The sequence below is a fragment of the Nocardia fusca NBRC 14340 genome (genome assembly GCF_001618425.1).
GTDB lineage: Bacteria > Actinomycetota > Actinomycetes > Mycobacteriales > Mycobacteriaceae > Nocardia > Nocardia fusca.
On sequence record NZ_BDCU01000039.1, the window covers coordinates 1 to 19,832 of the forward strand.

A 19,832-nucleotide genomic window follows, 5' to 3' on the forward strand; every position below is an offset into this window, starting at 1 on the left:
CCGGTTGTCCGGGAACCGATCGAATCGTCCGCCGACGAGGATGTTCCAGGGGCCGCGATCGTGGCGGTCGCAACCGCCACGATGCGCCAGTGGAGTCCGGAATCGACGGCCCTCCCCGCCGGCCGCCACGAACGCTCGAAGATCGCATACCGGCCGCTGAGCCGGACCGGTCCTCGACCCGGGTCTGGCCGCTGTGTCCGCGACCAGGCACTGTCACGCCCGCAGGCAGCAGGGGTGGTCTGCGAGGTTGTGGAGCACACGTGAGTATTCGGGACCGGGCTGGTGCTCGACTTTGGTCGCCCCGAGCTGGATGGCTTCGGTTTCTGCGGTGTCGAGGTCGTCGACGCTCACTTGCGCCGGTGTACGAAGTCGTCTACATTCACGATGTAGACGTACTAGTAACACTACAATCGGTACTTATCTGAAGAAGAGAGCTCCTCATGTCCGTTTTGGAGACCACCGCATCCGACACCTCGACCCTCCCGTACAGCGACGCCCTGCGACGCCTCTACGTCATCCGCGCCGTCTTCGCCCTCATCTGGGCGGGGCTCATGGTCGCCACCTCCACCACAACCGGACCGCTGCTGACCGCCCTGCTCGTCATCTATCCGCTGTTCGACGCCGGAGCAGTGCTCTGGCAGCTGCGCGCCGACCCCGACACGACCCGCCCCAAGGTCACCGAATGGGTCAACGTGGGCGTGAGCATCGCGGTCGCCATCGCACTCGGTGGGGCATCGACGGTTTCCATCGCCGCCGTACTCGTTGTGTGGGGCGTGTGGGCGATCGGGTCGGGCATCCCGCAGCTGATCACCGCGGTCCGCAACCGGAAGTCCGGCGGCCAGGTCGCACAGATGCTCAGCGGCGGCATCTCGGTACTGGCCGGTGGCGGATTCCTCTCCCAGGGACTGGCGGGCGCGAGCGATACCGCGGGCGTCGCCGGCTACGCGACACTCGGCGGGTTCTTCTTCCTCGTCTCAGCGATCCGGCTGAGCACCGTGCTACGGAAGCCGGCGGCCTGATGTCCGACGAGAACACGACATACGACTATGACCTGAACGTCATCGGCGGCGGACCCGTCGGCAAGAACGCGACCGACTACGCCACCCAGCACAAGATGGGGGTCGCGATCGTCGAAGCCGAGCTCAACGACGGCGAAAACTCCCCCCTGGCCCACATGCCCTCCAAGGCGCTACTGCGCAACAGGAACGCGATCCGAGCCGCCCGCCGCCCGGACGGTGCACGCAACGCCGGCACCGGGAGGGGCACCGCGAAAGCCTACGGCATCTGGCAGGCCGAGCTCGACGCCGACGCGAACCTGAACGTGGACGTGGACGTGGACGACACGATGCCGATCTCCGGCACCGACTGGTTCTAGCGTCGGCTTCAGGCCGCGACGAGGGCCGCAGCGTCCGCACAGTCGAGTTCGGCCTCGGCGCGTGATCATCGGCGCAATGGTTGTCGCCGGCCGCGACGCGGAGGAAGTTGAGCCGAACCGTCGAACAGGCACGCGAGGGCAGCACGATTGTCCAGCGGGCGGTCGACGTCCGCGACGAGGCCGCTGTCATCGAGTTGGTGGACGGGACAGCCCAGTCGTTCGGCCGCCTGGACGTCCTTGTGAACTGCGCGGGTGTGAGCGACGTCGGTCTGGCCGCAGGGCTGGACACGCAGACCTGGCAGTACATCATCGCCATCAACGCGAGCGCAGTCCCCTACGCCGCCAAGGCCGCCATCCCGCATCTGAAGCGGACACGGGGCAATATTGTGACCATCGGCTCGTCCAACGCGCTGCGCAGCAACTACGGCCAGCCCGCCTACGGGGCAGCCAAGAGTGCCGCAGAAAGCCCGAGCGCCAGCATCGCTATCGAACACGGCGCGGAGGGCATACGCTCGAACACGGTGCACCCGGGCGTGATCTATCCGACCGGCATGACCGGGTTCATGGCGATGCTCCGGGCGCCGTTGAGACGCATTCGGCGCACATTCCCACGCGTCGCATGGGAGCACCCGAGGAATCCGCTGCTGTCGGCCTTTCTTGCAAGCACCGAAGCCAGTTACGTCAACGGCGCGAGCATCACGGTAGACGGCGGGCTGAACCAAGTGATACACCTTCCACCTACCGTGCGCATCTGAGCTGATGCACCGAACGCGACCGTTCAAGCCGGCGCCGGCGAGCACTGCGGTCTGAACCGCGCCGAGCGCGTCGGCTCAGACCGAGCGGGCGCGGGCACGGTGGCGCTGCACCGCGGAGCGGTTGGCACAACGCACCGAACAGTAGCGCTGCCGTCCGTTGCGTGTGACGTCCACGACCACGCGGTCGCACCCGGTCGCCGCGCAGCGGGCGATCCGATGCATCCCTCGGGTGACCAGGTGCAGCGCGGTGCCGACCGTCACGACCGCGCGGATCACATACGGAAGCCCCTCACCCGGGTCCCGGTAGTGCAGATGCCACCCTTCTCCGTCGTGGTCCGTCAGGCGCGGGTGGGCGGCGGCATCGGCCATCTGAGCGTTGAGCAGTTCGGCGCGGCGGCTCGAATCTGCCGCGTCGACGATCTCGAGCCACGAGTCGATCACCGCCCGCGTGCGCTCGTGGTCGTCCGGCGCTTCCTCGAACGGGCCGGTCATGCCCGCCCCGCGGATACGAGCCTCGAGGCCGGCGCGGTCGGCGGGCCAGTCGTTCGCGAGGGAAGCCGCCATGAGCACAGCGTATTCGCCGTAAGGGTTGAGATGCATAAGGACATTACATCATTGTGGTGGCATGACCGATCTCGACAAAGCCGACCTCCCCCGCCTCAGTCCGCCGACTCACGAGCACGGATGGATCGTCGAATCCTCGCACCGGACTCTCGACGGCCTCATCCTCTACGTACGGTGCACCGACTGCGGGACGCGGCGCATCGATCTCGCCGACTCGGCGACGCCGCCGCGCGCCCTGAGCCGCGAGGCCTGATCGAAATGAGGCGCCTTCGCGATCGACGGGGATCACAACCCGGCCGGCCGTGCCTCGCCGAGGCAGCGGCTCCAGGTGCTCGGCGTTCGAGGCTCTGCGCAGACTGATTGTGCCGACCGTGCATCAAGCTCACCGGTACACTGCCTCGAGTTGGAGCACGGTCGCCGTGATGCCCCAGCGACATTTCGATCGTTCGCAGAAATTCGATCTCTTCGCCGGCCAGCATGTTTCGGGTCAGCTTCGAAACGTTGTTGCCCCGCCGTTCACCTGCGGTTCCTTGCCGCGCAGACGCCACAACCCACCCAGTTCGCCGGTGGTCGCGTGGTGCCACTCGCCGTCGGCGAGGTAACTCTCGTATGCGGCCATCATCGGAGTCGTGGGATATTCGGGATGGCTACTCGTGAGCACGACCCGGTAGGGATTCAGGGCGTCGAGTCCATCCCGATGGATCTCCTCGTCGGTGATCACATCGAACTCGTAACGGATCACTGGGATTCCTTACTCCCGAGGCGTTCCGGCAGCAATGGACACCGACCGAGTTCAACCAACCGCAACTCGCATGCTCAGGTGACCCGCCATCGGGGCCCCGTCACACCCCGAGCACCAGTGGACCGTCGGCAAGCTCAGCGATATCTCCGGGCCGCCCCACCGCTTGATCGTCACTCACTGAGCGATCGCGGATCGTTCATCATTCCCGCAATCGGCCAAGGATCCGCTCGGGCAGCGGTGAGTGCACGGAATGCGGGCTTGGACGATACGCAGCGAGCTGTTATCGGCGGTCGCCCACCTCCGCATCGAGGATGCATATGGAACAGCATTCCATTTTGGATCACCGTTTCAAAAAGTCCATTGATCGGTTAACATGATGCCGAGCAGGCACGCCGCATAGTCAGGAGATGAGTCAGGTATGGGTGCACTCACGCGGGGGCTCGCTGTTCTGGAGCTACTGTCGTCCTCGCCGGAAGGCATGCAGCTCGGCGACATCGCCAAGAAACTCGAGATTCCCTCGAGCGCAACACATCGACTGCTCACCGAACTGGTGGAGAAAAGCTATCTGAGACAGAGCGCACACGACGGGACCTATGCGCTCAGCATGAAGATGGTGACGCTGACACTCAGCTATCTCAGCCGTGTCGACCTGGTCGATCTTGCGAAGCCGTCGATCGATCGGCTGGCGGCAGAGTCGGGCGTCTTGGCCCGACTCGCGATTCCGGGTGACGGAAGCCTGACGTGGGTACTCAAAGCTCAAGGATCGCGAGGGAACATCAAGTACGACCCGCCCATGGACTACAGGGTCCAATTGTCGTGTTCCGCGTCCGGACATGCATGGCTCAGTACGATGGATGACGAAACCGCCTTGGAGACCATCTTCCGGCAAGGGCTGGTGTGGGAGGGATTCGGGCCCAACGCGCCACGCACCGTGGACGAAGTCGTCTCATGCATTCGCGATACCCGCGAACGCGGATATGCGGTGGTGTCGGAGTCCTACGAACCGGGGGTGTCGGCCATCGCAGTGCCGATAGTCAATCCAACACTCGGTATGGCAACCGGAGTCCTGAGCATTGCAGGTCCGAAGAGTGACATCGACCCCGCGAAACAGAAGCTGCTCATTCCCTCGTTGCAGAGGGAGGCCGGCGAGCTCGCTTCTGCGCGGCTCGACTACGCCCAATACCTACTGCCCGTTCGTCAGCGGGCTGCAACCTGAGATCGGAGAGCTCATGATCGTGGGAATAGACTCCTACTGCTTTCACAGATACTTCGGCGAGGTCTACCCCGGCCTCGAAACCGAACCCGCTGACCCGATGAACGTACCGGACATGATCGACCGTGTTGCGGACTTCGGAGCAGATGCTGTCTCGATCGAGTCGTTCATGCTCGGCCCCCAGGACACGAGCAATACAATTGGGCGGAGAATTCGCGATCGCGAACTCGATGTTCTCTGGGCCTGGGGCCACCCGGATGGTCTTGGTTCCGGGGCAAATCCGCAGGCACTCGAAGATCTCTACTACCACGTCGACTTCGCGTCCGAGGTCGGTGCGACCGTGATGCGGATCTGCGCCGGCGGCCGTCGAACCCGCCCGGCTTCCTGGAGTGAACACAAAGACGCGCTCCTGCCGCTGCTCGTGAAGGCGTGTGCATATGCGACCGACCGGGGCATCACACTCGCCATGGAAAATCACATCGACTTCACCGCGGCGCAGGCTGTGGAGATCGTCGAAGCAGTGGGTAGTTCGAGTCTTGGTTTATGTCTCGACACCGGCAATCAGCTGCGCATGCTCGAGGATCCCAAAGCGGCAATTCGCTCGATGGCACCCTACGCAAAAGCATGCCACTTCAAGGACGTCACCGCGTACAAGGGTGACCCCACCACGTTCGGCTTCTGGCCGTCCGTCGCGACCGGTGACGGGCTCATCGACTTCGAGGATGCGCTACAAGCATTGTCCGAGAACCACTTCGAAGGCATCCTCGCACTCGAGATCGACTATCACCACCCTGACAACGGGACTCTCGACGAGGCAATCGAACGCAGTCTCGTCAAGATGCGATCACTGGTCGAGAACCTTGCCGACAGCGCAGTGGCGTGAACCTTCCCGTCGATCGATCCTCGGGCTGATCCGAACGTTTCGATTTCCGTGCTCGTCGGAACTGATCGGTCCATCTGCATTACGGTTGCCGGCACCGTGAAATAGAGACCTATTCGGGATGCAGGAAGTCAGGTAACGACCAGTTTGAATCGTTCTGCCTGCCGGCAGGTGCGAACGGGTCGTAGAGAGGCGATCCGCCGGAAGCAGGAATCCAGATCTAGATGAGGCAACTATGGCAGGAAATGTGGGAACACCCGGATCCAGTGTGGCGAGTAGGTTGCTGTCGGTTCTCGCGTGCTTCGACACGGCGAAGCCCGAACTGACACTCTCCGAGATAGCGGGTAGGGCCGAACTTCCCATCACTACGACGCGGCGTCTGCTGGCAGAGTTGACCGAGTGGGGTGGGCTCGATCGACTTGTCGACAATCGATACCGAATCGGAATGCGACTGTGGAAGATCGGCGCCCTCGCCCCTCAGCAGCGTGGGCTGAGAGAAGCTGCGTTGCCTCTCATGCAAGATCTGTGGGCAGCCACCCATGAGAACGTTCAATTAGTCGTACTGGATGGCTGCGAAGCATTGTGTATCGAGAAGATCTCCTGCACCACAGCTGTTGCCAATCGCACAGAAGTGGGCGGACGGCTTCCCCTTCACGCAACTGCGGTGGGTAAATGTCTTCTCGCGAATTCACCGCGGGATCTGTTGCTGGAAGCAATCGACCGAGGGTTGAGCCGACATACACGGTACACGATCACCGAACCAGGGCGGTTGGGTTCTGCTCTTCGAGATGTGCGCCGGAACGGTGTGGCGCTCGCACAAGAAGAGATGACGCTGGGCGTCGTTTCCGTTGCGTCGCCGATCATCGGCAGTGGTGGAGTCTTGGTCGGTGCATTGGGCGTCGTCGCGCACTCCAGCAAAAATCTGAGCCGATTCGGACCGGCCGTTCGAACCGCTGCCCTGGGCATCTCGCGTCTGTCGTCAACCTGATTTTGCCTCCGCCTCGTCGGCGTGCTCGACCCCCGACTCCCGGAATGCCATACCCGACCGATCAGAGTGAGTCGAGTAACCGGTCCGTCGCTTCTCGCAACTGCATCGCGGCTCCGTCGAACGGCAACCGAGCCAGCTCTGGATTGGGTATCTCGATGGAGATCGGGATATTCGACGGCAATTCTTGCAGGAGCTTGCGCAGATCGAGTTCACCTGCACCGGGAGCCATTCGAGATGTTCGAGCTTCGTAGCGCAGCGTATCGATATCGGTCGGCCCGACAATGGGTCCATCGCTTATCTGAATATAGGGCAGGCGAGATCGCGGTATCTGCGCGAGGACATCCCACTCGGCGCCCGCCCGAAAGAACTGCAAGGAATCGATCACAATGCCGACATTGCTACGCCCGACCTGTGCGGCGAGATCGACCGCAGCGGCCAGGTTCGAGACTGCCGAGTACGTGATGAACTCCAGCGGGAGAATCAACCCGAAACGATCAGCAGCGTCGGCCAGGCGCCCGAAAGTATCAGTCAGTCTGGGGATCTCGAAATCATTCCCCACGGTCAGCACGTATTTCGAACCCATGTCGGCAGCCGCTTCGAGAGCTGGAATCAGAGTGTTCACATCGGTATCGCTTCGGAGCCACACCGCCTCGAAGTCGAGTATCTCGACACCGTTGTTCTTCATGTGTTCGACGAACCGAGAGCGCATGGCCCGGTCTTCTATCAGGTCGAACACCGGTCGGCCGGGATCCGGTGAGACGATCCTTATCCCGCATCGATCGAAACCTCCGGCCGCTGCCGCGGAAACCAGCTCGAACGGGTCGGCATGCAACATCGTGAGGTGATGGAGCGAGACGGAACGGGGTGTCCGGGAGGGCTGCATGGGTCAATGTCTCTTTCGAAGATCGTGTGCGATTGCGCTTCTATCCATACAGTATTTCGGCCGGGCACCCGCGGACCGAGCAACCCGAGCCACTCAGTGGCACCGGATTGTTTCTCGGATGTGATCCGTACCGCATTGTGGAGCGACGGCGAGAAATCTCGCCTACGACGCGGGAGTGTGCAGCAGCACACGATCCTTGCGCTCTCCTCGCTCCAGGAAAGGAAACCGTTGTGGCAAATGCAGCGGGAGTGACGATTCGCGATGTGATCGATCGCAATCCGATCAGCTGGTTTCAAAGACGAACACTCATCCTGTGCTATCTGTGCATCGTCGTCGACGGGCTCGAAATCACGGTCGTCGGGTTCATGTCGGGTGCGCTCAAGGACGACTACGGAATCACCACTGCGCAGCTAGCGCCCGCAGTGACCGGGGGCCTTGCGGGATTGGCAATCGGGTCCTTCGTCGCCGGCCCCCTCGGTGATCGATTCGGCCGAAGAGCGGTGATCGTCTGGGCGATCGGCGCTTTTACGGTGGTGACGCTCGCAACGGCATCGGCCGACAATGTCGCGGTCTTCAGTCTCCTTCGTGTGCTCACAGGTATCGGTTTGGGAGCCTCGATGCCGAATGTGGCAGCGCTGGTGTCGGAGTACGTTCCCACAGCCCGCCGCCGAACAGTGGTGGCCTTGGTCTGGTCCGGGTTCACCACCGGTGCAGCGGTGGGTGCGATCGTGGTGCCTTTCATCGTCGAGGCCTTCGGCTGGGAAGCAGCAATCCTGCTGTGCGGTGCAATAGCGGCCGGCATTTTCATTGCTATTGCTCGCGCCCTGCCCGAGTCCGCGCGATTCCTCGCAAACTCGGGACGCGACCGCGACAGCCTCGTCGAATACTGCAACCGCATCGAACCCGGAAGTGCCACCACGGCGACTGCTTTCGCCCGCGAGTCCGCTGCGCATACACGCTCCTATCCGATCGGCGCACTCTTCGCATCTCGACTGCGACTGGGAACCACGACCATGTGGATCGGTTTCGTAGCCGTGATGTTCACTGTGTACCTGACCAACACGTGGTTGCCGTTTCTGTTCAAGGAAGCTGGATTCGCGATCGGTACGATCGCACTGTTGACCACGCTGCTGCAGGTCGGCGGAACCATCGGATGCGCGGCGATCGGATTCATACAGGACCGCTTCGGAGCACACGTCACACTGGTATGGGCGAGCGTGCTGGGTGCGGCGATGGCCATGTCGATCGCGGTGTCGCCGTCGTCGACCACGCTACTGGCAGTGTTGATCTTCGTGCTCGGCATGTGCACCAATTCGATTTCGACCGGCTACACGGCGGTGTCGGCGACGTTCTATCCGACCGATGTCAGGTCGACAGGAACAAGCTGGGCGGCCGGTATATCACGCGTCGGTGCCGTGGCCGGAGCGGCAGTCGGAACGACATTGGCAAGCATGGGTGTAACATTTCAGCAGGTATTCCTACTCCTGCTGATACCGATCTCCGTCAGTGCAATCTGTATGTCACTGAAAGGGTTGTATTACCGGAATACCATTGGTGCGACAGACATTGATATGCGCGATCCATCGCCGGAATCTCGCGTCGAGATCGCACAGAGCGTAAACCTTCAGAGAAATGAAACGGAGCTTGTCCATGTCCAGAAACCTCTCCGCTGAACTTCGTCACGTGTTCCACCGTGTCGCTGCCGATGTCTCGTTGCACGCCGTCGTGGTCGGCTCCGGACCAGCCGTATTTCTCATCCACGGCTGGCCCCAAACGTGGTACGAGTGGACACCCGTGATCGATCAGCTCGCCGAGCATCACACCGTCGTCGCCGTGGATCTGAAGGGCGCCGGCAATTCGTCCAAACCAATGACCGGTTACGACAAGGTCACCATGGCCGCGGAATTGGATGCTCTGCGGGAGGCACTGGGATTCGAGACCGTTCAGGTCATCGGCCACGACTTCGGAGGGATGGTCGCCTATGCCTGGGCTGCAACGCACAGAGAAGCCGTTACGCGGCTCGGGATCTTCGACGTACCGATCCCCGGCGCAGATCTGTGGGACACGATCTACGCAGACCCGACAGTCTGGCACTTCTCGTTCCATCGCAACCCCGATCTGCCGGAGTTCTTGATCACAGGCCGCGAATACGGGTACGTCGAATCGTTCTTTCGCGGTCGCACAAGCAATCATGGCGCATTCACCGACGACGATGTCGAACTGTATGCTCGCGCGCTTGCGCAACCAGGCGCCATCCGGAGCACCCTGGGGTGGTACCGGGCGTTGGAGCAGGACGCCGAGGACAATCGTAAGTTCAAGCAGGAGCCCCTCACCATCCCCGTGCTTGCACTGGGCGGGGCGGACCGATGGGGGCCCAAGATCGCTGAAATGGTATCCGAATTCGCCACCGATGTGACCGGAGTATCGATCCCGGAATGCGGACATTGGGTCGTGGAAGAACGTCCCGACGCAGTCTTGGACGCACTTGCGAACTTCCTCGAACGATGAAACCCTCGCCCTGCACGACGTAACCGCCTCGGCGCCCGACACCACGACCTGGTCTCGGGCGCCGAGATGGCCACCGGTCCCTAGGTTTTCGCACCCATGAAGAACGTGTGCAGGACCGAAGCCAGCTGAGTGGGATTCTCTTCAGGTGGATAGTGGCCGGCCCGCTCGATCACGGCTGAGCTGACATCGGTCGCCACCTTCGACATCGTCGAGATCGAGTGGCCGGACTGGCCGCGTTCGCCTTCTATTGCCAATACCGGCATAGGCAGTAGCGTCTGTCCCAGTTCGCGATTGTCGGACCGGTCCTGCGGCAGTGCCCGATAGTGCGCGAGAGTGCTTCTCAGGCCGCCCGGCTGAGCCATTGATCGTTCGTACTGGTCCAACGCATCGCTCTCCACCGACGAGGGATCTACGACTCCGACGGTGCTCCGGCGCATCCAGTAGTCGATGAACAGACGTTCACGCCCGCGGACGAGTTCTTCGGCGATATCGCCCGACATGTTGAACCCGAAGTGCCAGCTCCCACCGTGTGCGACATCCATCAACTCTTCCTGGCCGAACGATGGAAGGCTGCTCTCGATGAACGTCAGAGTCCGTACTTCTGCCGGCCACTGAGCGGCATAGGGGTATGCCACCGCTCCCCCGATATCGTGCCCGACGATGTGAACGGGTCCCAGTTCCAAGTGGCGGATCAATCGGCGCACATCGTGAGCAACGGTCTTCTTGTCGTATCCGCTGGAGGGCCGTGATGTGTCACCGAAGCCCCTGAGATCTGGGACTATGAGATCGTATCGATCGGCGAGGAGCGGGATGACCTTGCGCCAGGCGAACCACGTTTGGGGCCAGCCGTGCAGCAGAACAACGGGGACGCCGCGGCCGGCCCGAACGTAATGAAGTTTCAAGTCGTCCAGGTAGAGACTGTCGTGTCTCATACCGGCTTCGCTCTCGATCGTCGGACTCGAATTCTTGCGCGTCACAGTTCTCTCTTTCATATATCGAATGTCGTCGAAACGTCCTGGATCGCCGACAGGTGGTGCCGGACCTCATTCGTCCCGCGTATGCGGTTTTCGAGGTCGGTTCGGTCTGTCACGAATGGTCCTATCAGGCGGGTTCACCCACCAGCAGTATCCGCCGCTCAGTGGCAATTCGACTTCTGGCCACACGGCCCTGTGCTTGTCTCTCGCTGCGGGCCGGTGCGCCGTGATCGGCGTGCGGTAACTCCGGTGCGGATGCCCGTAGTTACCGCAAACTCGTCAACTGCCACTCAGTGGCAATTCGACCTGGAGTTCAGGAGGCTCCTGCGCCTAGTTTGTCCACTATGAGTGACGCCCGACCTCGCCCGCAAGCCCATCTGTCGATGGGAGCGATATGTTTTCGCGACCGACCTTTTCCGCAGATCCTTGCGTCGGCTGCAGCCAGTGGATTCACCGGCATCGGCTTGACCGTTGGTCAGTGCGTTGCGGCACTCGAAAGGGGCATCGGACTCGACGAGCTGCACGGGCAGGTCGTCGATGCCGGTTTGCATATTGCCGAGTTGGAACTCATCAGGTTGGGGGAGGACGGACCGGTACGACACGCGAACTCTCTTGTCGAAGAACTTGCCCACTCGCTCCGACCCGACCGTGTTCATGTTGCCGCCTTCGGCGGTGAACTACAACGGATCGAAGATGATTTCGCCACGGTCTGCGACAGGCTGTCTCACGTTCCGATAGCTATCGAGTTCATGCCCTACAGCCGCATTCGAGACCTGACCGAGGCGCTACGTATTGTCGAGAAATCTGGGGCAGCGAACGCGCGTGTTGTTCTCGACGTCGTTCACTTCTTTCGTTCAGGAAGTGTGCCCGGCGAGCTCTCCGCCGCAAATCTCAGCCGGGTGGCCGGCGTCCAGCTATCGGATGTTTCGCCTCGGCAGGGGGTATCACCGGCTCACGAGGCACGTCACCTGCGCACCTACCCGGGGCGTGGTTCGCTGGACATCGAAGGATTCCTTCGCACCATCGGCTCGCACATCGATCTCCTTCCTCCACTGTCGATAGAACCGATATCCGACGCACTGGAGTTGCTTCCGCTTCCGGTCGTGGCCGAGGAAATCATGTTTTCTACCCTGACCATGCTGGAGTCCGCAGGTTGGTCTACTTCGGATCACGGGTTCGTCCCGGCGCCACACCTTCGATAAGCCACTCAGTGGCGCGCGAGACTACCGGTACTTCGCCCACGGGGAAATACTGATACTTCCCGCCCGGTATCGACGAAGAGAACAGACTACTATCGAAATGAGTACATCGTTGAAGCCGAGTCCGTTGCGTATAGGCATCATTGGTGCCGGTGTCATGGGCACCAAGCACGCCGAATTCATCGACCGCGAACGGAATGCGACATTGGTCGGCGTCGCGGACCCGTTCTCCACGACGCTTGCCGACACGGTCGGGGTCCCCAACTATTCCGACTATCATGACCTGCTCGCCGCACCGGACATCGACGCGGTCATCATTGCCAACCCCAACGGCGAACACGTACCGACTGCGCTCGCGGCTATCGACGCCGGAATTCCGGCCCTGCTCGAGAAGCCTGTCGCAATCTCGGCGAACGAGGCGTCGGTATTGTCGACTGCTGTCGACGAAGCGGGTGGAGTGGTCCTTGTCGGTCATCATCGTCGGCATCATCCGGCCGTTGCCGCCGCGCGGGAAATGATCCGGGGAGGAGAGCTCGGTCGAATCGTCGCGGTGAACGGCATGTGGCTGACCAAAAAGTCAGATCAGTACTTCGAACAGCCCTGGCGCCGTACGAGCGGTGCCGGAGTGATGTTGATCAACCTGGTCCATGACCTGGACCTCGTGCGTTACTTGATCGGTGAGGTAACAACAGTTCAGGCAATCGCGAGTAACGCTGCCCGGGGATACGAGGTCGAAGATACCGCCGCCGTGATCGTGGGCTTCGACAATGGTGCGGTCGGCACGTTCATCGTTTCGGATACCGTTGTCGCACCCTGGGGTTGGGATCAGTCGACACAGGACGATCCGCAATTCCCGTTCAGCCCCGACGCGTCCAGCTATTCCATCGCGGGCACCGAGGGTTCGTTGACCTTCCCGCAATTGGGTCACTATTATCACGATGGCGAATCCAACTGGAATCTGCCGCTGTCCAGGCGATTTCGTGCCATCGCGAGCGGAGACTCCTACACCGGGCAACTACGCCATTTTATCGATGTGGCACGGGGGACGGCCGCGCCGATCGTAACAGTCGACGATGCCGCGGCAACCTTGAACGTCATCGAGTCCGCGCACAGGTCCGCAGAGACCGGCGCACTCGTCGCCGTGGAACCCGTTCAGCCCTCCCCGCAGTGATTTGCTCGGCGGGCAACATCTGTCCGGTCGAGCGAGTCACCGGGAATAACGAACCGAATTTCGAATGCTTCACGAAAGGTAACTGATGTCGGATCGAGAAAGCGCCTCGGCGATCAGAGATGTCGTCGAGAATTGGGCCGTATGGCGTGATTCAGGTGACTGGGACAGGTTCGCCACAGTCTGGGCCAGCGATGGATACATGACCGCGACCTGGTTCCAGGGGTCGGCGCAGAACTTCATCGCGGTAAGCCGCAAAGGATTCGAGAACGGGGTCCGCATTCTGCACTTTCTGGGTGGAACGTCGGTCGACATTCGAGGTAAGCGCGCGATCGCGCAGACGAAGATGACCATCAACCAACGCGCACACGTGCACGGAGTCGAGGCAGATGTGGTGTGCACCGGCAGGTTCTATGACTTCTTCGAACAACGCGACGGCGACTGGAAAATAGTCCGCCGCCAACCGGTGTACGAGACCGACCGGCTCGATCTCGTCGACCCCGCAGCGACGGTGGCCCTGGATCCAGATCGGCTGGCATCGTTCCCCGTCGGCTACCGCCACCTCGCGTACCTGCAAACATCGCTCGGTTTCGATGTGAAACTCGGATTGCCGGGGCTGACCGGTGATGCGACCGAGACTCTGTATGCGGAGGGCCGTGAATGGCTGAACGGCTCTGACACGGCCGGTATTCCACTCTGACCCCCGGACGGGGGATCGGCCCAGGCCGCGACGAGGGGGGCCGACAGGTCTTGAAGCCCAGCGACCCCGAACGATGTGCCGCCGACGCGGCGATTACTCACACGAAAGGCAGCCGATGGCGACCGACTTCTCCGAAACGACCGCCACGGAGGCTGTCGTGCGAAGTTTCTCCGGCACCCGAGACGAACGGCTGCGGCAGATCCTGACCAGCTTGACCGTCCATCTGCACGACTTTGTCCGGGATATCGAACCGACACAACGTGAATGGGAACAGAGCATCGAGTTTCTGACCGAGGTCGGACACATGTGCGACAACGTCCGTCAAGAATTCATTCTTCTCTCCGACGTACTGGGCGTATCGATGCTGGTCGATGCGATCAACAACCGAAAACCGGTCGGCGCGACCGAGTCCACCGTTCTGGGCCCGTTCCATATGGTCGATTCACCCGAATCGGAACTGGGCGCGAATATCGCTCTCACAGGTGATGCCACATGCGTTGTCCGTGGCACCGTGCGGTCCGTGGACTCATCGGCAGTGCCCGGCGCCGTGGTCGACGTGTGGCAGGCGGACGAGGCGGGATACTACGACGTGCAACAACCAGACCTGATTCCCGACCGCAACCTTCGCGGACTCTTCACCGCGGACGGCGAAGGACAGTTCTGGTTCCGAACCGTCATTCCCAAGTTCTACCCCATCCCGGCAGATGGACCGGTGGGCAGACTATTGAGTGCCAGCGGGCGTCATCCCTATCGTCCGGCACATATTCATTTCATCGGTGGGGCCGAGGGGTACTCGCCGGTCACAACGCACCTGTTCATAGAAAGTAGCCCGTACCTCGACGACGACACGGTGTTCGGTGTCAAGAAGAGTCTCGTTCGTCCCGTGTTACAGGTAGATGACCCCGAACTCGCGGAGCGGTACGGCGTACCGAACCCGTTCGACTTGATCGAGTTCGACATTGTGTTGGACGCGATTGCGGAATCTGCAGAGGTCGGCGCGTGAGTGTACCCGGATCCTTCGTTCATACAGCTCACCCGTCGCGGGTGCTGTTCGGCAGTGGTCGAATACGTGAGCTGCCGGAAGAGCTCGATCGGTTGAACCTGTCGAGGGTAGTCGTGATCTGCACCCCACGGCAGAGACCGCACGGCCAGGAGATCGCGGTCCTGGCCGGAAATCGGGCGCATTCGGTGTATGCGCACGCGACGATGCACGTTCCGAACTCGGTGGTCGCCGCCGCGGACGAGTACGTCACCACCCATGAGATCGACGGTGCCGTCGTGGTGGGTGGTGGCTCCGCGGTCGGACTGGGTAAGGCGCTCGCGCTCGGGACAGGACTTCCCGTTCTTGCCGTTCCCACGACGTACTCAGGATCGGAAATGACCCCGATCTGGGGGATCACCGATCCGGGCAACAAGACAACCGGGCGTGATGTGAGAGTGCTGCCGCGCACGGTCATCTACGATCCCGACCTGACCGTGAACCTCCCGGCGCCACTATCGGTATCGAGCGGACTCAACGCGATGGCACACGCCGCAGAAGCGCTCTACGCACCGGACGGATCCCCGCTCGTCGAAATCATCGCCGGTGAAGCGGTGAGAGCTCTGGCGACCGGTCTGCCGAAAATCGCCGGCGACCCGATGAACTCCGACGTCCGACGCGAGCTCCTGTACGGTGCATGGCTTGCTGGCACCTGCCTCGGTGCAACGAGTATGTCCCTGCACCACAAACTCTGTCACATAATCGGGGGGGCGTTCGGCCTGCCGCATTCGGAGGTACATGCGATAGTTCTTCCGCATGTGCTGGCCTACAATTTCGTCGGTGCCCCGCGTTCCCGTGAATTGATGTCACGCGCGATAGGTGTGGACGACCCCGCCTCGTGGATCCACTCTGTCAGCCGGCAGATCGGGCCGGCGACCTCGCTCCACGAGCTCGGCATGCGCGAAGAAGATGTCGAGGCGGTGGTGGTCGAAGCTGTCGCGAATCCGTATTCGAATCCGCGACCGATCACGCCCGAGGCAATTCGTTCTATCGTCACGCACGCATTGACCGGCAGTCCGCCCGAATGAGTTCTATTACGTGGCGTCACCGCCACAGCACGCAGCATCTCTCCACCATCACGGCGCAACACCACGGCGACAAAGGAGTCCCGATATGGACTACGCACCTACTGCATCCGAAGACCTCGTTCTCGTTCACGGTGCCTGGCACGGAGGGTGGACGTGGCAACCAGTGGCCAGCTACCTGCGAGCCTTCGGTCACCGGGTCAGCGCACCGACAAGCCCGGGATTGGGTATCAACGATGACCCCCGCGGCGTCACCCTCGCCGACTGTGTCAACTCTCTCGTCGATCACGTCGATTCATCCGATCGCACGGGGGTGACGCTGATCGCGCACAGCTGGGGTGGTTTCGTCGCTGCGGGCGCCGCACCACGGCTGGCGTCACGGTTGAAGCGAATCGTGTTCTGGAGTGCGTTCGTCCCGGAGGAAGGCCGTTCGCTTCTCGACGAGGTGCCACCCGAGTACGTCGAATCGTTCACTGCGTTGGCGGCAGCGTCGCCCGACAACACCGTGGCTCCCCCCGCGGAGAGTTTCCACGAATCGTTCATGGCTGACGCGAGTCCGGAGGCAGCCGCAGTGGTTCACGCCATTCTCCGCCCGCAACCGTTCCGGACGTTCACCGACGAACCTGTCGATGGGGAGAAGTATCGCCTTCTCGATATTCCGCTCGAGTACGTGCTTTCCAGCGACGACATTGCGTTGCCCCCCGGAAAATTCGGATGGGCGCCGCGTATGCCCGACAGATGCGAGGTGGCACCCACACTCGTGGCGGGCAGCCATGAATCGATGTTCACTCGGCCGGCCGAATTGGCGGAAGCTCTGTTGAGCGTCTGCGTCGCTCGGTGAACCGGCATCATGAACAGAGAATTCGATGACGGACGCCCACTGTGAACACCTCCACCATCGGAGATGAACGTTATGTCACCGAACACTGTCCCGCACATCGTTTCTGTCGAATGGCTGCAAAAGCATCTCGATGACACCGGTCTGGTAGTGGTCGATGCGACGTGCCACAACGACGTCGCGGCGGACGGATCCCACTCACCGGTCAGCGGATATGCGCAGTTTCTCGAGGAACATATCCCCGGCGCCGTATTCGCCGATCTCCTGGGAGCGTTCGCTGAATCAGCTGCCGATCGCGCATGGGCGATTCCGCCATCCGGCCGGTTCGCGAAAGCAGCAGGTGCTCTCGGAATCGGTGCTGGAGTGCACGTCGTGGTATACGACCAGCAGGACGAAACCTGGGCGAGTCGCTTCTGGTGGCACCTCCGGTTGGAGGGTTTCGCCGCGGTGTCGACCTTGAACGGTGGACTACAGGCATGGAGGGCGGCCCGATCACCGGTGACTTCTGGACCGCCTACGTGCACGCCGAACGTGTTCGTACCGCGGAGAAGGCCCGGACTCATTCGATCGACTGCCGAGGTGTTCGCTGCGCTCGACGATGAATCGACCGTCCTGGTCAACACTCTCGACGAGGCGACGTACCGGGGTGAATCTGCCGGCTACGTCCGTCGAGGCCATATCCCGGGCAGCATCAACATACCGGTGTCCGGACTCCGGTCACCCTCGACCGGACGACTACGACCCATCGTGGATCTTCGACGGGAATTCACCGCTGCGGGCTTGCTGGATCCGGGTAAGACGGTGGTGACCTACTGCGGCGGTGGCATAGCTGCGACAGGGCTGGCGCATGCGCTGGCATTGTGTGGTCGTGATGACGTAGCTGTATACGCGGGATCGATAAGAGCGTGGTCTGCACGTCTTGATCTGCCGTTGATAGAAGGGCCACATTCGTACTGAATCACGGCCACCGGCGGGGACTTCTTTGTCGAGGTGCCCCGCGCAGATATCTACATCCTGCACGACTGGGACGACGAATCCTCGCTGCGTATCCTCGACTCGATCGCAACCGCCGCGAACCCCGGTGCCCGCCTGCTGGTACTACGTCGACGGCGTATTCACCGCCGAGATCACCCTCGACACCGCGCGCGAGCACTACCTGACCGTGAAGGACGGCGCGGTGCGCGCCGGGCGCGACCCCCGCGATGTCGCCATTATGCCCGGCCTGCTGCTGACGCTCGGCTCCACCGAGGAAGAAGCCCGCCGCCGAGTCGACGCACTGTACGAATCGAGTCCCAGCGCGTATTCCGCGGCGTGGCTGTCCCACGCCATCGGTGTCGACGTGGGCACCCTGGAGCTCGACGAGCAGTTCCGGACGAGGTGTTGCGCGGCCCTGCCGACCCGGAAATCTTCACCGGCAGTATCGGCTTCCGCGAATCCATTCTCGAGCAGATCCGGCAAACCCGGCCGACCGTCCGGGAGTACCTGCGCCAGACCCGCTACTCCGGTTCCGGGCACGGCGGTTTCGTGGGCACCCCGGAACAACTGGCCGACCGTATCGACCAGTGGTACCGCAGTTACGCCTGCGACGGGTTCAACCTGCAACCCGACATTCTCGTCGACAGTCTCGAGGTGATCGCCGACGAACTGGTCCCGTTGCTGGTATCTCGCGGCCTTTTCCGCGCCGACTACGAACCCGCAACGCTGCCCGGACATCTCACCGCCGCCGCGGCAGCGCCTCGGCACCGGGTCGTCTCCGCACCGTCGCACCACTGAAAACGGCGAGACGGGTAATCGGCACGGCCCACGGCAGCTTCGGCTGCCAGGCCGGGAGTCGTGGATTCCACGATCTACAGTGGGACCATCGCGGCGTAATCGGATCGGCGAAGGAGCGCAATGCCACGGGACCTGGCCGATCTACCGTTCGCACAATGGCTCGAACCAGCCGGCGCCCTGGAACTCGAGCGTGAGTACGACTGTGCCCGGTTCGAAGATATGGTTCTGACCGAACCCGACCTCCGCAGTACGGTGTTCGACCAGTGTGCCTTCCGCTCGGTACAGATCGACCGGGGCGTGGCCGGTGGTGCGCGGTTCGCCGATGTCTGGCTGCACGGTGTCCGGTTCACCGGTACCGATATGCCCGACGCCGCCTGGCTGGACGCGGAAGTGATCGAGGGCGCCTGGTCGGGTGTGGAGGCCAGTGGCGCCGAATTGCGCCGGGTGGTCTTCCACAATTGCAAACTGGACTCGGTGAATTTCCGGAATGCCCGGTTGACCAATGTCCGCTTCGTCGATTGCGTACTGCGGCATGTCGACTTCGGAAGCGCCGAGTTGTCGGAGATAAGTTTTCCGGGTTCCGAGGTGTCGGCCTTGACGGTGCGCAACGCACAGCTGAAGAAGGTCGACTTCCGGAGCGCGCACAGTATCGGTATCGCCGACGGCGTGAATCCTTGCGCGGCGCGCTCGTCACACCCGGTCAGCTGCTGGACCTCGCGCCGACACTGGCCGCGGCGGTCGGGCTGACCGTCCAGGAGTGAACTCGCCGGATATACCTCCGGCACTCCCCTCCCCGCACCGCGGGACAGCTCCCCACTGGCCCAGACCAGTTCAGTCCGTCACGGACTCCAGGACGGCCGTGGTGGCGTCGGCGATGGCCTGGTTGCTGGGTGCGGCCGTGGGGTAGCCGATGGTCGAGCGACTGAAGATGACCAGTACGACCGACGTGCCGGTGGGGCTCCACACCACGCCCGCATCGTTCACGGTGCCGAAGCCGCCCGCCCCGGTCTTGTCCGCGGCCACCCAGCCGATGGGCAACCCGGCGCGCATACGTTCGCGCGAGGTGACGCTCGACCGCATCCACCCGGTGAGCAGCCGCCGATCTTCGGGGGCCAGGGCGTTGCCGAGGATCAGCTGGTGAAAGCCGGTGGCCATGGCGGCCGCGGTGCTGGTGTCCCGGGTGTCGCCGGGGAGGCCTTCATTGAGTT

At 62.3% G+C, this 19,832-nt stretch carries 24 protein-coding genes and 2 pseudogenes; 20 read left to right on the plus strand and 6 right to left on the minus strand.

Going from position 1 to position 19,832, the window contains the following annotated elements; translation table 11 throughout:
* Positions 1-213: 213 nt before the first annotated feature.
* A complete protein-coding gene (locus tag NF4_RS38030; protein WP_157120565.1) occupies positions 214-351 on the minus strand; it encodes a VOC family protein in 138 nt (45 codons plus the stop codon).
* An 89-nt stretch (positions 352-440) separates the two neighbouring features.
* Here NF4_RS38030 and NF4_RS24960 point away from each other — a divergent pair, with 89 nt between their 5' ends.
* The 3 genes from NF4_RS24960 to NF4_RS24970 all read left to right on the plus strand — a co-directional run bounded on the left by NF4_RS24960 (position 441) and on the right by NF4_RS24970 (position 2,130).
* Positions 441-1,019 carry a hypothetical protein gene (locus NF4_RS24960; RefSeq protein ID WP_063129818.1) on the plus strand — a complete coding sequence of 193 codons (579 nt, stop codon included), beginning with the start codon at positions 441-443 and terminating at the stop codon, positions 1,017-1,019.
* Positions 1,019-1,375 carry a hypothetical protein gene (locus NF4_RS24965; protein WP_063129819.1) on the plus strand — a complete coding sequence of 119 codons (357 nt, stop codon included), beginning with the start codon at positions 1,019-1,021 and terminating at the stop codon, positions 1,373-1,375. Before NF4_RS24960 ends, NF4_RS24965 begins: the two co-directional genes overlap by 1 nt.
* Positions 1,376-1,482: 107 nt before the next feature.
* On the plus strand, positions 1,483-2,130 hold the full coding sequence (locus NF4_RS24970) for an SDR family NAD(P)-dependent oxidoreductase (protein ID WP_198165468.1): 648 nt from the start codon (positions 1,483-1,485) through the stop codon (positions 2,128-2,130).
* 75 nt (positions 2,131-2,205) lie between these two features.
* Here the strand turns inward: NF4_RS24970 and NF4_RS24975 are convergent, their stop codons facing one another.
* On the minus strand, positions 2,206-2,730 hold the full coding sequence (locus NF4_RS24975) for a CGNR zinc finger domain-containing protein (RefSeq protein ID WP_063129821.1): 525 nt from the start codon (positions 2,728-2,730) through the stop codon (positions 2,206-2,208).
* Between the two features lie 25 nt (positions 2,731-2,755).
* Between NF4_RS24975 and NF4_RS24980 the strand changes: the two genes are divergently transcribed.
* Positions 2,756-2,947, plus strand: coding sequence for a hypothetical protein (locus NF4_RS24980; RefSeq protein ID WP_063129822.1), 192 nt, complete (start codon positions 2,756-2,758; stop codon positions 2,945-2,947).
* A 234-nt stretch (positions 2,948-3,181) separates the two neighbouring features.
* Here the strand turns inward: NF4_RS24980 and NF4_RS24985 are convergent, their stop codons facing one another.
* On the minus strand, positions 3,182-3,436 hold the full coding sequence (locus tag NF4_RS24985) for a N,N-dimethylformamidase beta subunit family domain-containing protein (RefSeq protein ID WP_063129823.1): 255 nt from the start codon (positions 3,434-3,436) through the stop codon (positions 3,182-3,184).
* 418 nt (positions 3,437-3,854) lie between these two features.
* Between NF4_RS24985 and NF4_RS24990 the strand changes: the two genes are divergently transcribed.
* The 4 genes and pseudogenes from NF4_RS24990 to NF4_RS36835 all read left to right on the plus strand — a co-directional run bounded on the left by NF4_RS24990 (position 3,855) and on the right by NF4_RS36835 (position 6,517).
* Positions 3,855-4,652 (plus strand): IclR family transcriptional regulator, encoded by a 798-nt coding sequence (locus NF4_RS24990; protein ID WP_063129824.1) that lies wholly within the window; start codon positions 3,855-3,857, stop codon positions 4,650-4,652.
* Positions 4,653-4,665: 13 nt separating this feature from the next.
* A complete protein-coding gene (locus NF4_RS24995; protein WP_063129825.1) occupies positions 4,666-5,532 on the plus strand; it encodes a sugar phosphate isomerase/epimerase family protein in 867 nt (288 codons plus the stop codon).
* Positions 5,533-5,764: 232 nt separating this feature from the next.
* Positions 5,765-5,923: pseudogene (locus NF4_RS39455) on the plus strand (helix-turn-helix domain-containing protein); the annotation flags it as partial.
* A 51-nt stretch (positions 5,924-5,974) separates the two neighbouring features.
* Positions 5,975-6,517: an IclR family transcriptional regulator gene (locus NF4_RS36835; RefSeq protein WP_232330642.1), complete on the plus strand. Its 543-nt coding sequence runs from the start codon at positions 5,975-5,977 to the stop codon at positions 6,515-6,517.
* A 61-nt stretch (positions 6,518-6,578) separates the two neighbouring features.
* On the opposite strand, the gene NF4_RS25000 is transcribed toward NF4_RS36835, so the two are convergent.
* Entirely contained in the window at positions 6,579-7,352 is a 774-nt protein-coding gene (locus NF4_RS25000) for a sugar phosphate isomerase/epimerase family protein (RefSeq protein ID WP_232330638.1), read from the minus strand.
* A gap of 278 nt (positions 7,353-7,630) precedes the next feature.
* Here NF4_RS25000 and NF4_RS25005 point away from each other — a divergent pair, with 278 nt between their 5' ends.
* Positions 7,631-9,073, plus strand: a complete 1,443-nt coding sequence (locus NF4_RS25005; protein WP_063129827.1) for an MFS transporter — start codon at positions 7,631-7,633, stop codon at positions 9,071-9,073.
* Positions 9,051-9,908, plus strand: coding sequence for an alpha/beta fold hydrolase (locus NF4_RS25010; protein WP_063129828.1), 858 nt, complete (start codon positions 9,051-9,053; stop codon positions 9,906-9,908). Before NF4_RS25005 ends, NF4_RS25010 begins: the two co-directional genes overlap by 23 nt.
* A gap of 80 nt (positions 9,909-9,988) precedes the next feature.
* On the opposite strand, the gene NF4_RS25015 is transcribed toward NF4_RS25010, so the two are convergent.
* Entirely contained in the window at positions 9,989-10,885 is an 897-nt protein-coding gene (locus tag NF4_RS25015; protein ID WP_232330639.1) for an alpha/beta fold hydrolase, read from the minus strand.
* A gap of 341 nt (positions 10,886-11,226) precedes the next feature.
* Here NF4_RS25015 and NF4_RS25020 point away from each other — a divergent pair, with 341 nt between their 5' ends.
* From NF4_RS25020 to NF4_RS25055, 10 genes and pseudogenes are all read left to right on the plus strand, one after another.
* Positions 11,227-12,084: a sugar phosphate isomerase/epimerase family protein gene (locus NF4_RS25020; protein ID WP_232330640.1), complete on the plus strand. Its 858-nt coding sequence runs from the start codon at positions 11,227-11,229 to the stop codon at positions 12,082-12,084.
* 97 nt (positions 12,085-12,181) lie between these two features.
* Positions 12,182-13,252, plus strand: a complete 1,071-nt coding sequence (locus tag NF4_RS25025; protein ID WP_063129830.1) for a Gfo/Idh/MocA family protein — start codon at positions 12,182-12,184, stop codon at positions 13,250-13,252.
* Positions 13,253-13,337: 85 nt separating this feature from the next.
* Positions 13,338-13,949, plus strand: a complete 612-nt coding sequence (locus NF4_RS25030; protein ID WP_063129831.1) for a nuclear transport factor 2 family protein — start codon at positions 13,338-13,340, stop codon at positions 13,947-13,949.
* A 115-nt stretch (positions 13,950-14,064) separates the two neighbouring features.
* Positions 14,065-14,952: a dioxygenase family protein gene (locus tag NF4_RS25035; RefSeq protein ID WP_063129832.1), complete on the plus strand. Its 888-nt coding sequence runs from the start codon at positions 14,065-14,067 to the stop codon at positions 14,950-14,952.
* A 41-nt stretch (positions 14,953-14,993) separates the two neighbouring features.
* Entirely contained in the window at positions 14,994-16,016 is a 1,023-nt protein-coding gene (locus NF4_RS25040; RefSeq protein ID WP_232330643.1) for a maleylacetate reductase, read from the plus strand.
* Between the two features lie 85 nt (positions 16,017-16,101).
* On the plus strand, positions 16,102-16,854 hold the full coding sequence (locus NF4_RS25045; RefSeq protein WP_063129834.1) for an alpha/beta fold hydrolase: 753 nt from the start codon (positions 16,102-16,104) through the stop codon (positions 16,852-16,854).
* Between the two features lie 72 nt (positions 16,855-16,926).
* Positions 16,927-17,808, plus strand: coding sequence for a sulfurtransferase (locus NF4_RS36840; protein ID WP_084533440.1), 882 nt, complete (start codon positions 16,927-16,929; stop codon positions 17,806-17,808).
* 33 nt (positions 17,809-17,841) lie between these two features.
* Positions 17,842-17,895: pseudogene (locus NF4_RS40135) on the plus strand (hypothetical protein); the annotation flags it as partial.
* Positions 17,896-17,932: 37 nt separating this feature from the next.
* On the plus strand, positions 17,933-18,484 hold the full coding sequence (locus NF4_RS40385; RefSeq protein ID WP_501193528.1) for an LLM class flavin-dependent oxidoreductase: 552 nt from the start codon (positions 17,933-17,935) through the stop codon (positions 18,482-18,484).
* A 260-nt stretch (positions 18,485-18,744) separates the two neighbouring features.
* Positions 18,745-19,371, plus strand: a complete 627-nt coding sequence (locus NF4_RS25055) for a pentapeptide repeat-containing protein (protein ID WP_063129836.1) — start codon at positions 18,745-18,747, stop codon at positions 19,369-19,371.
* An 84-nt stretch (positions 19,372-19,455) separates the two neighbouring features.
* Here the strand turns inward: NF4_RS25055 and NF4_RS25060 are convergent.
* A partial coding sequence (locus NF4_RS25060; RefSeq protein WP_157120566.1) for a serine hydrolase occupies positions 19,456-19,832 on the minus strand: 377 nt, incomplete at its 5' end.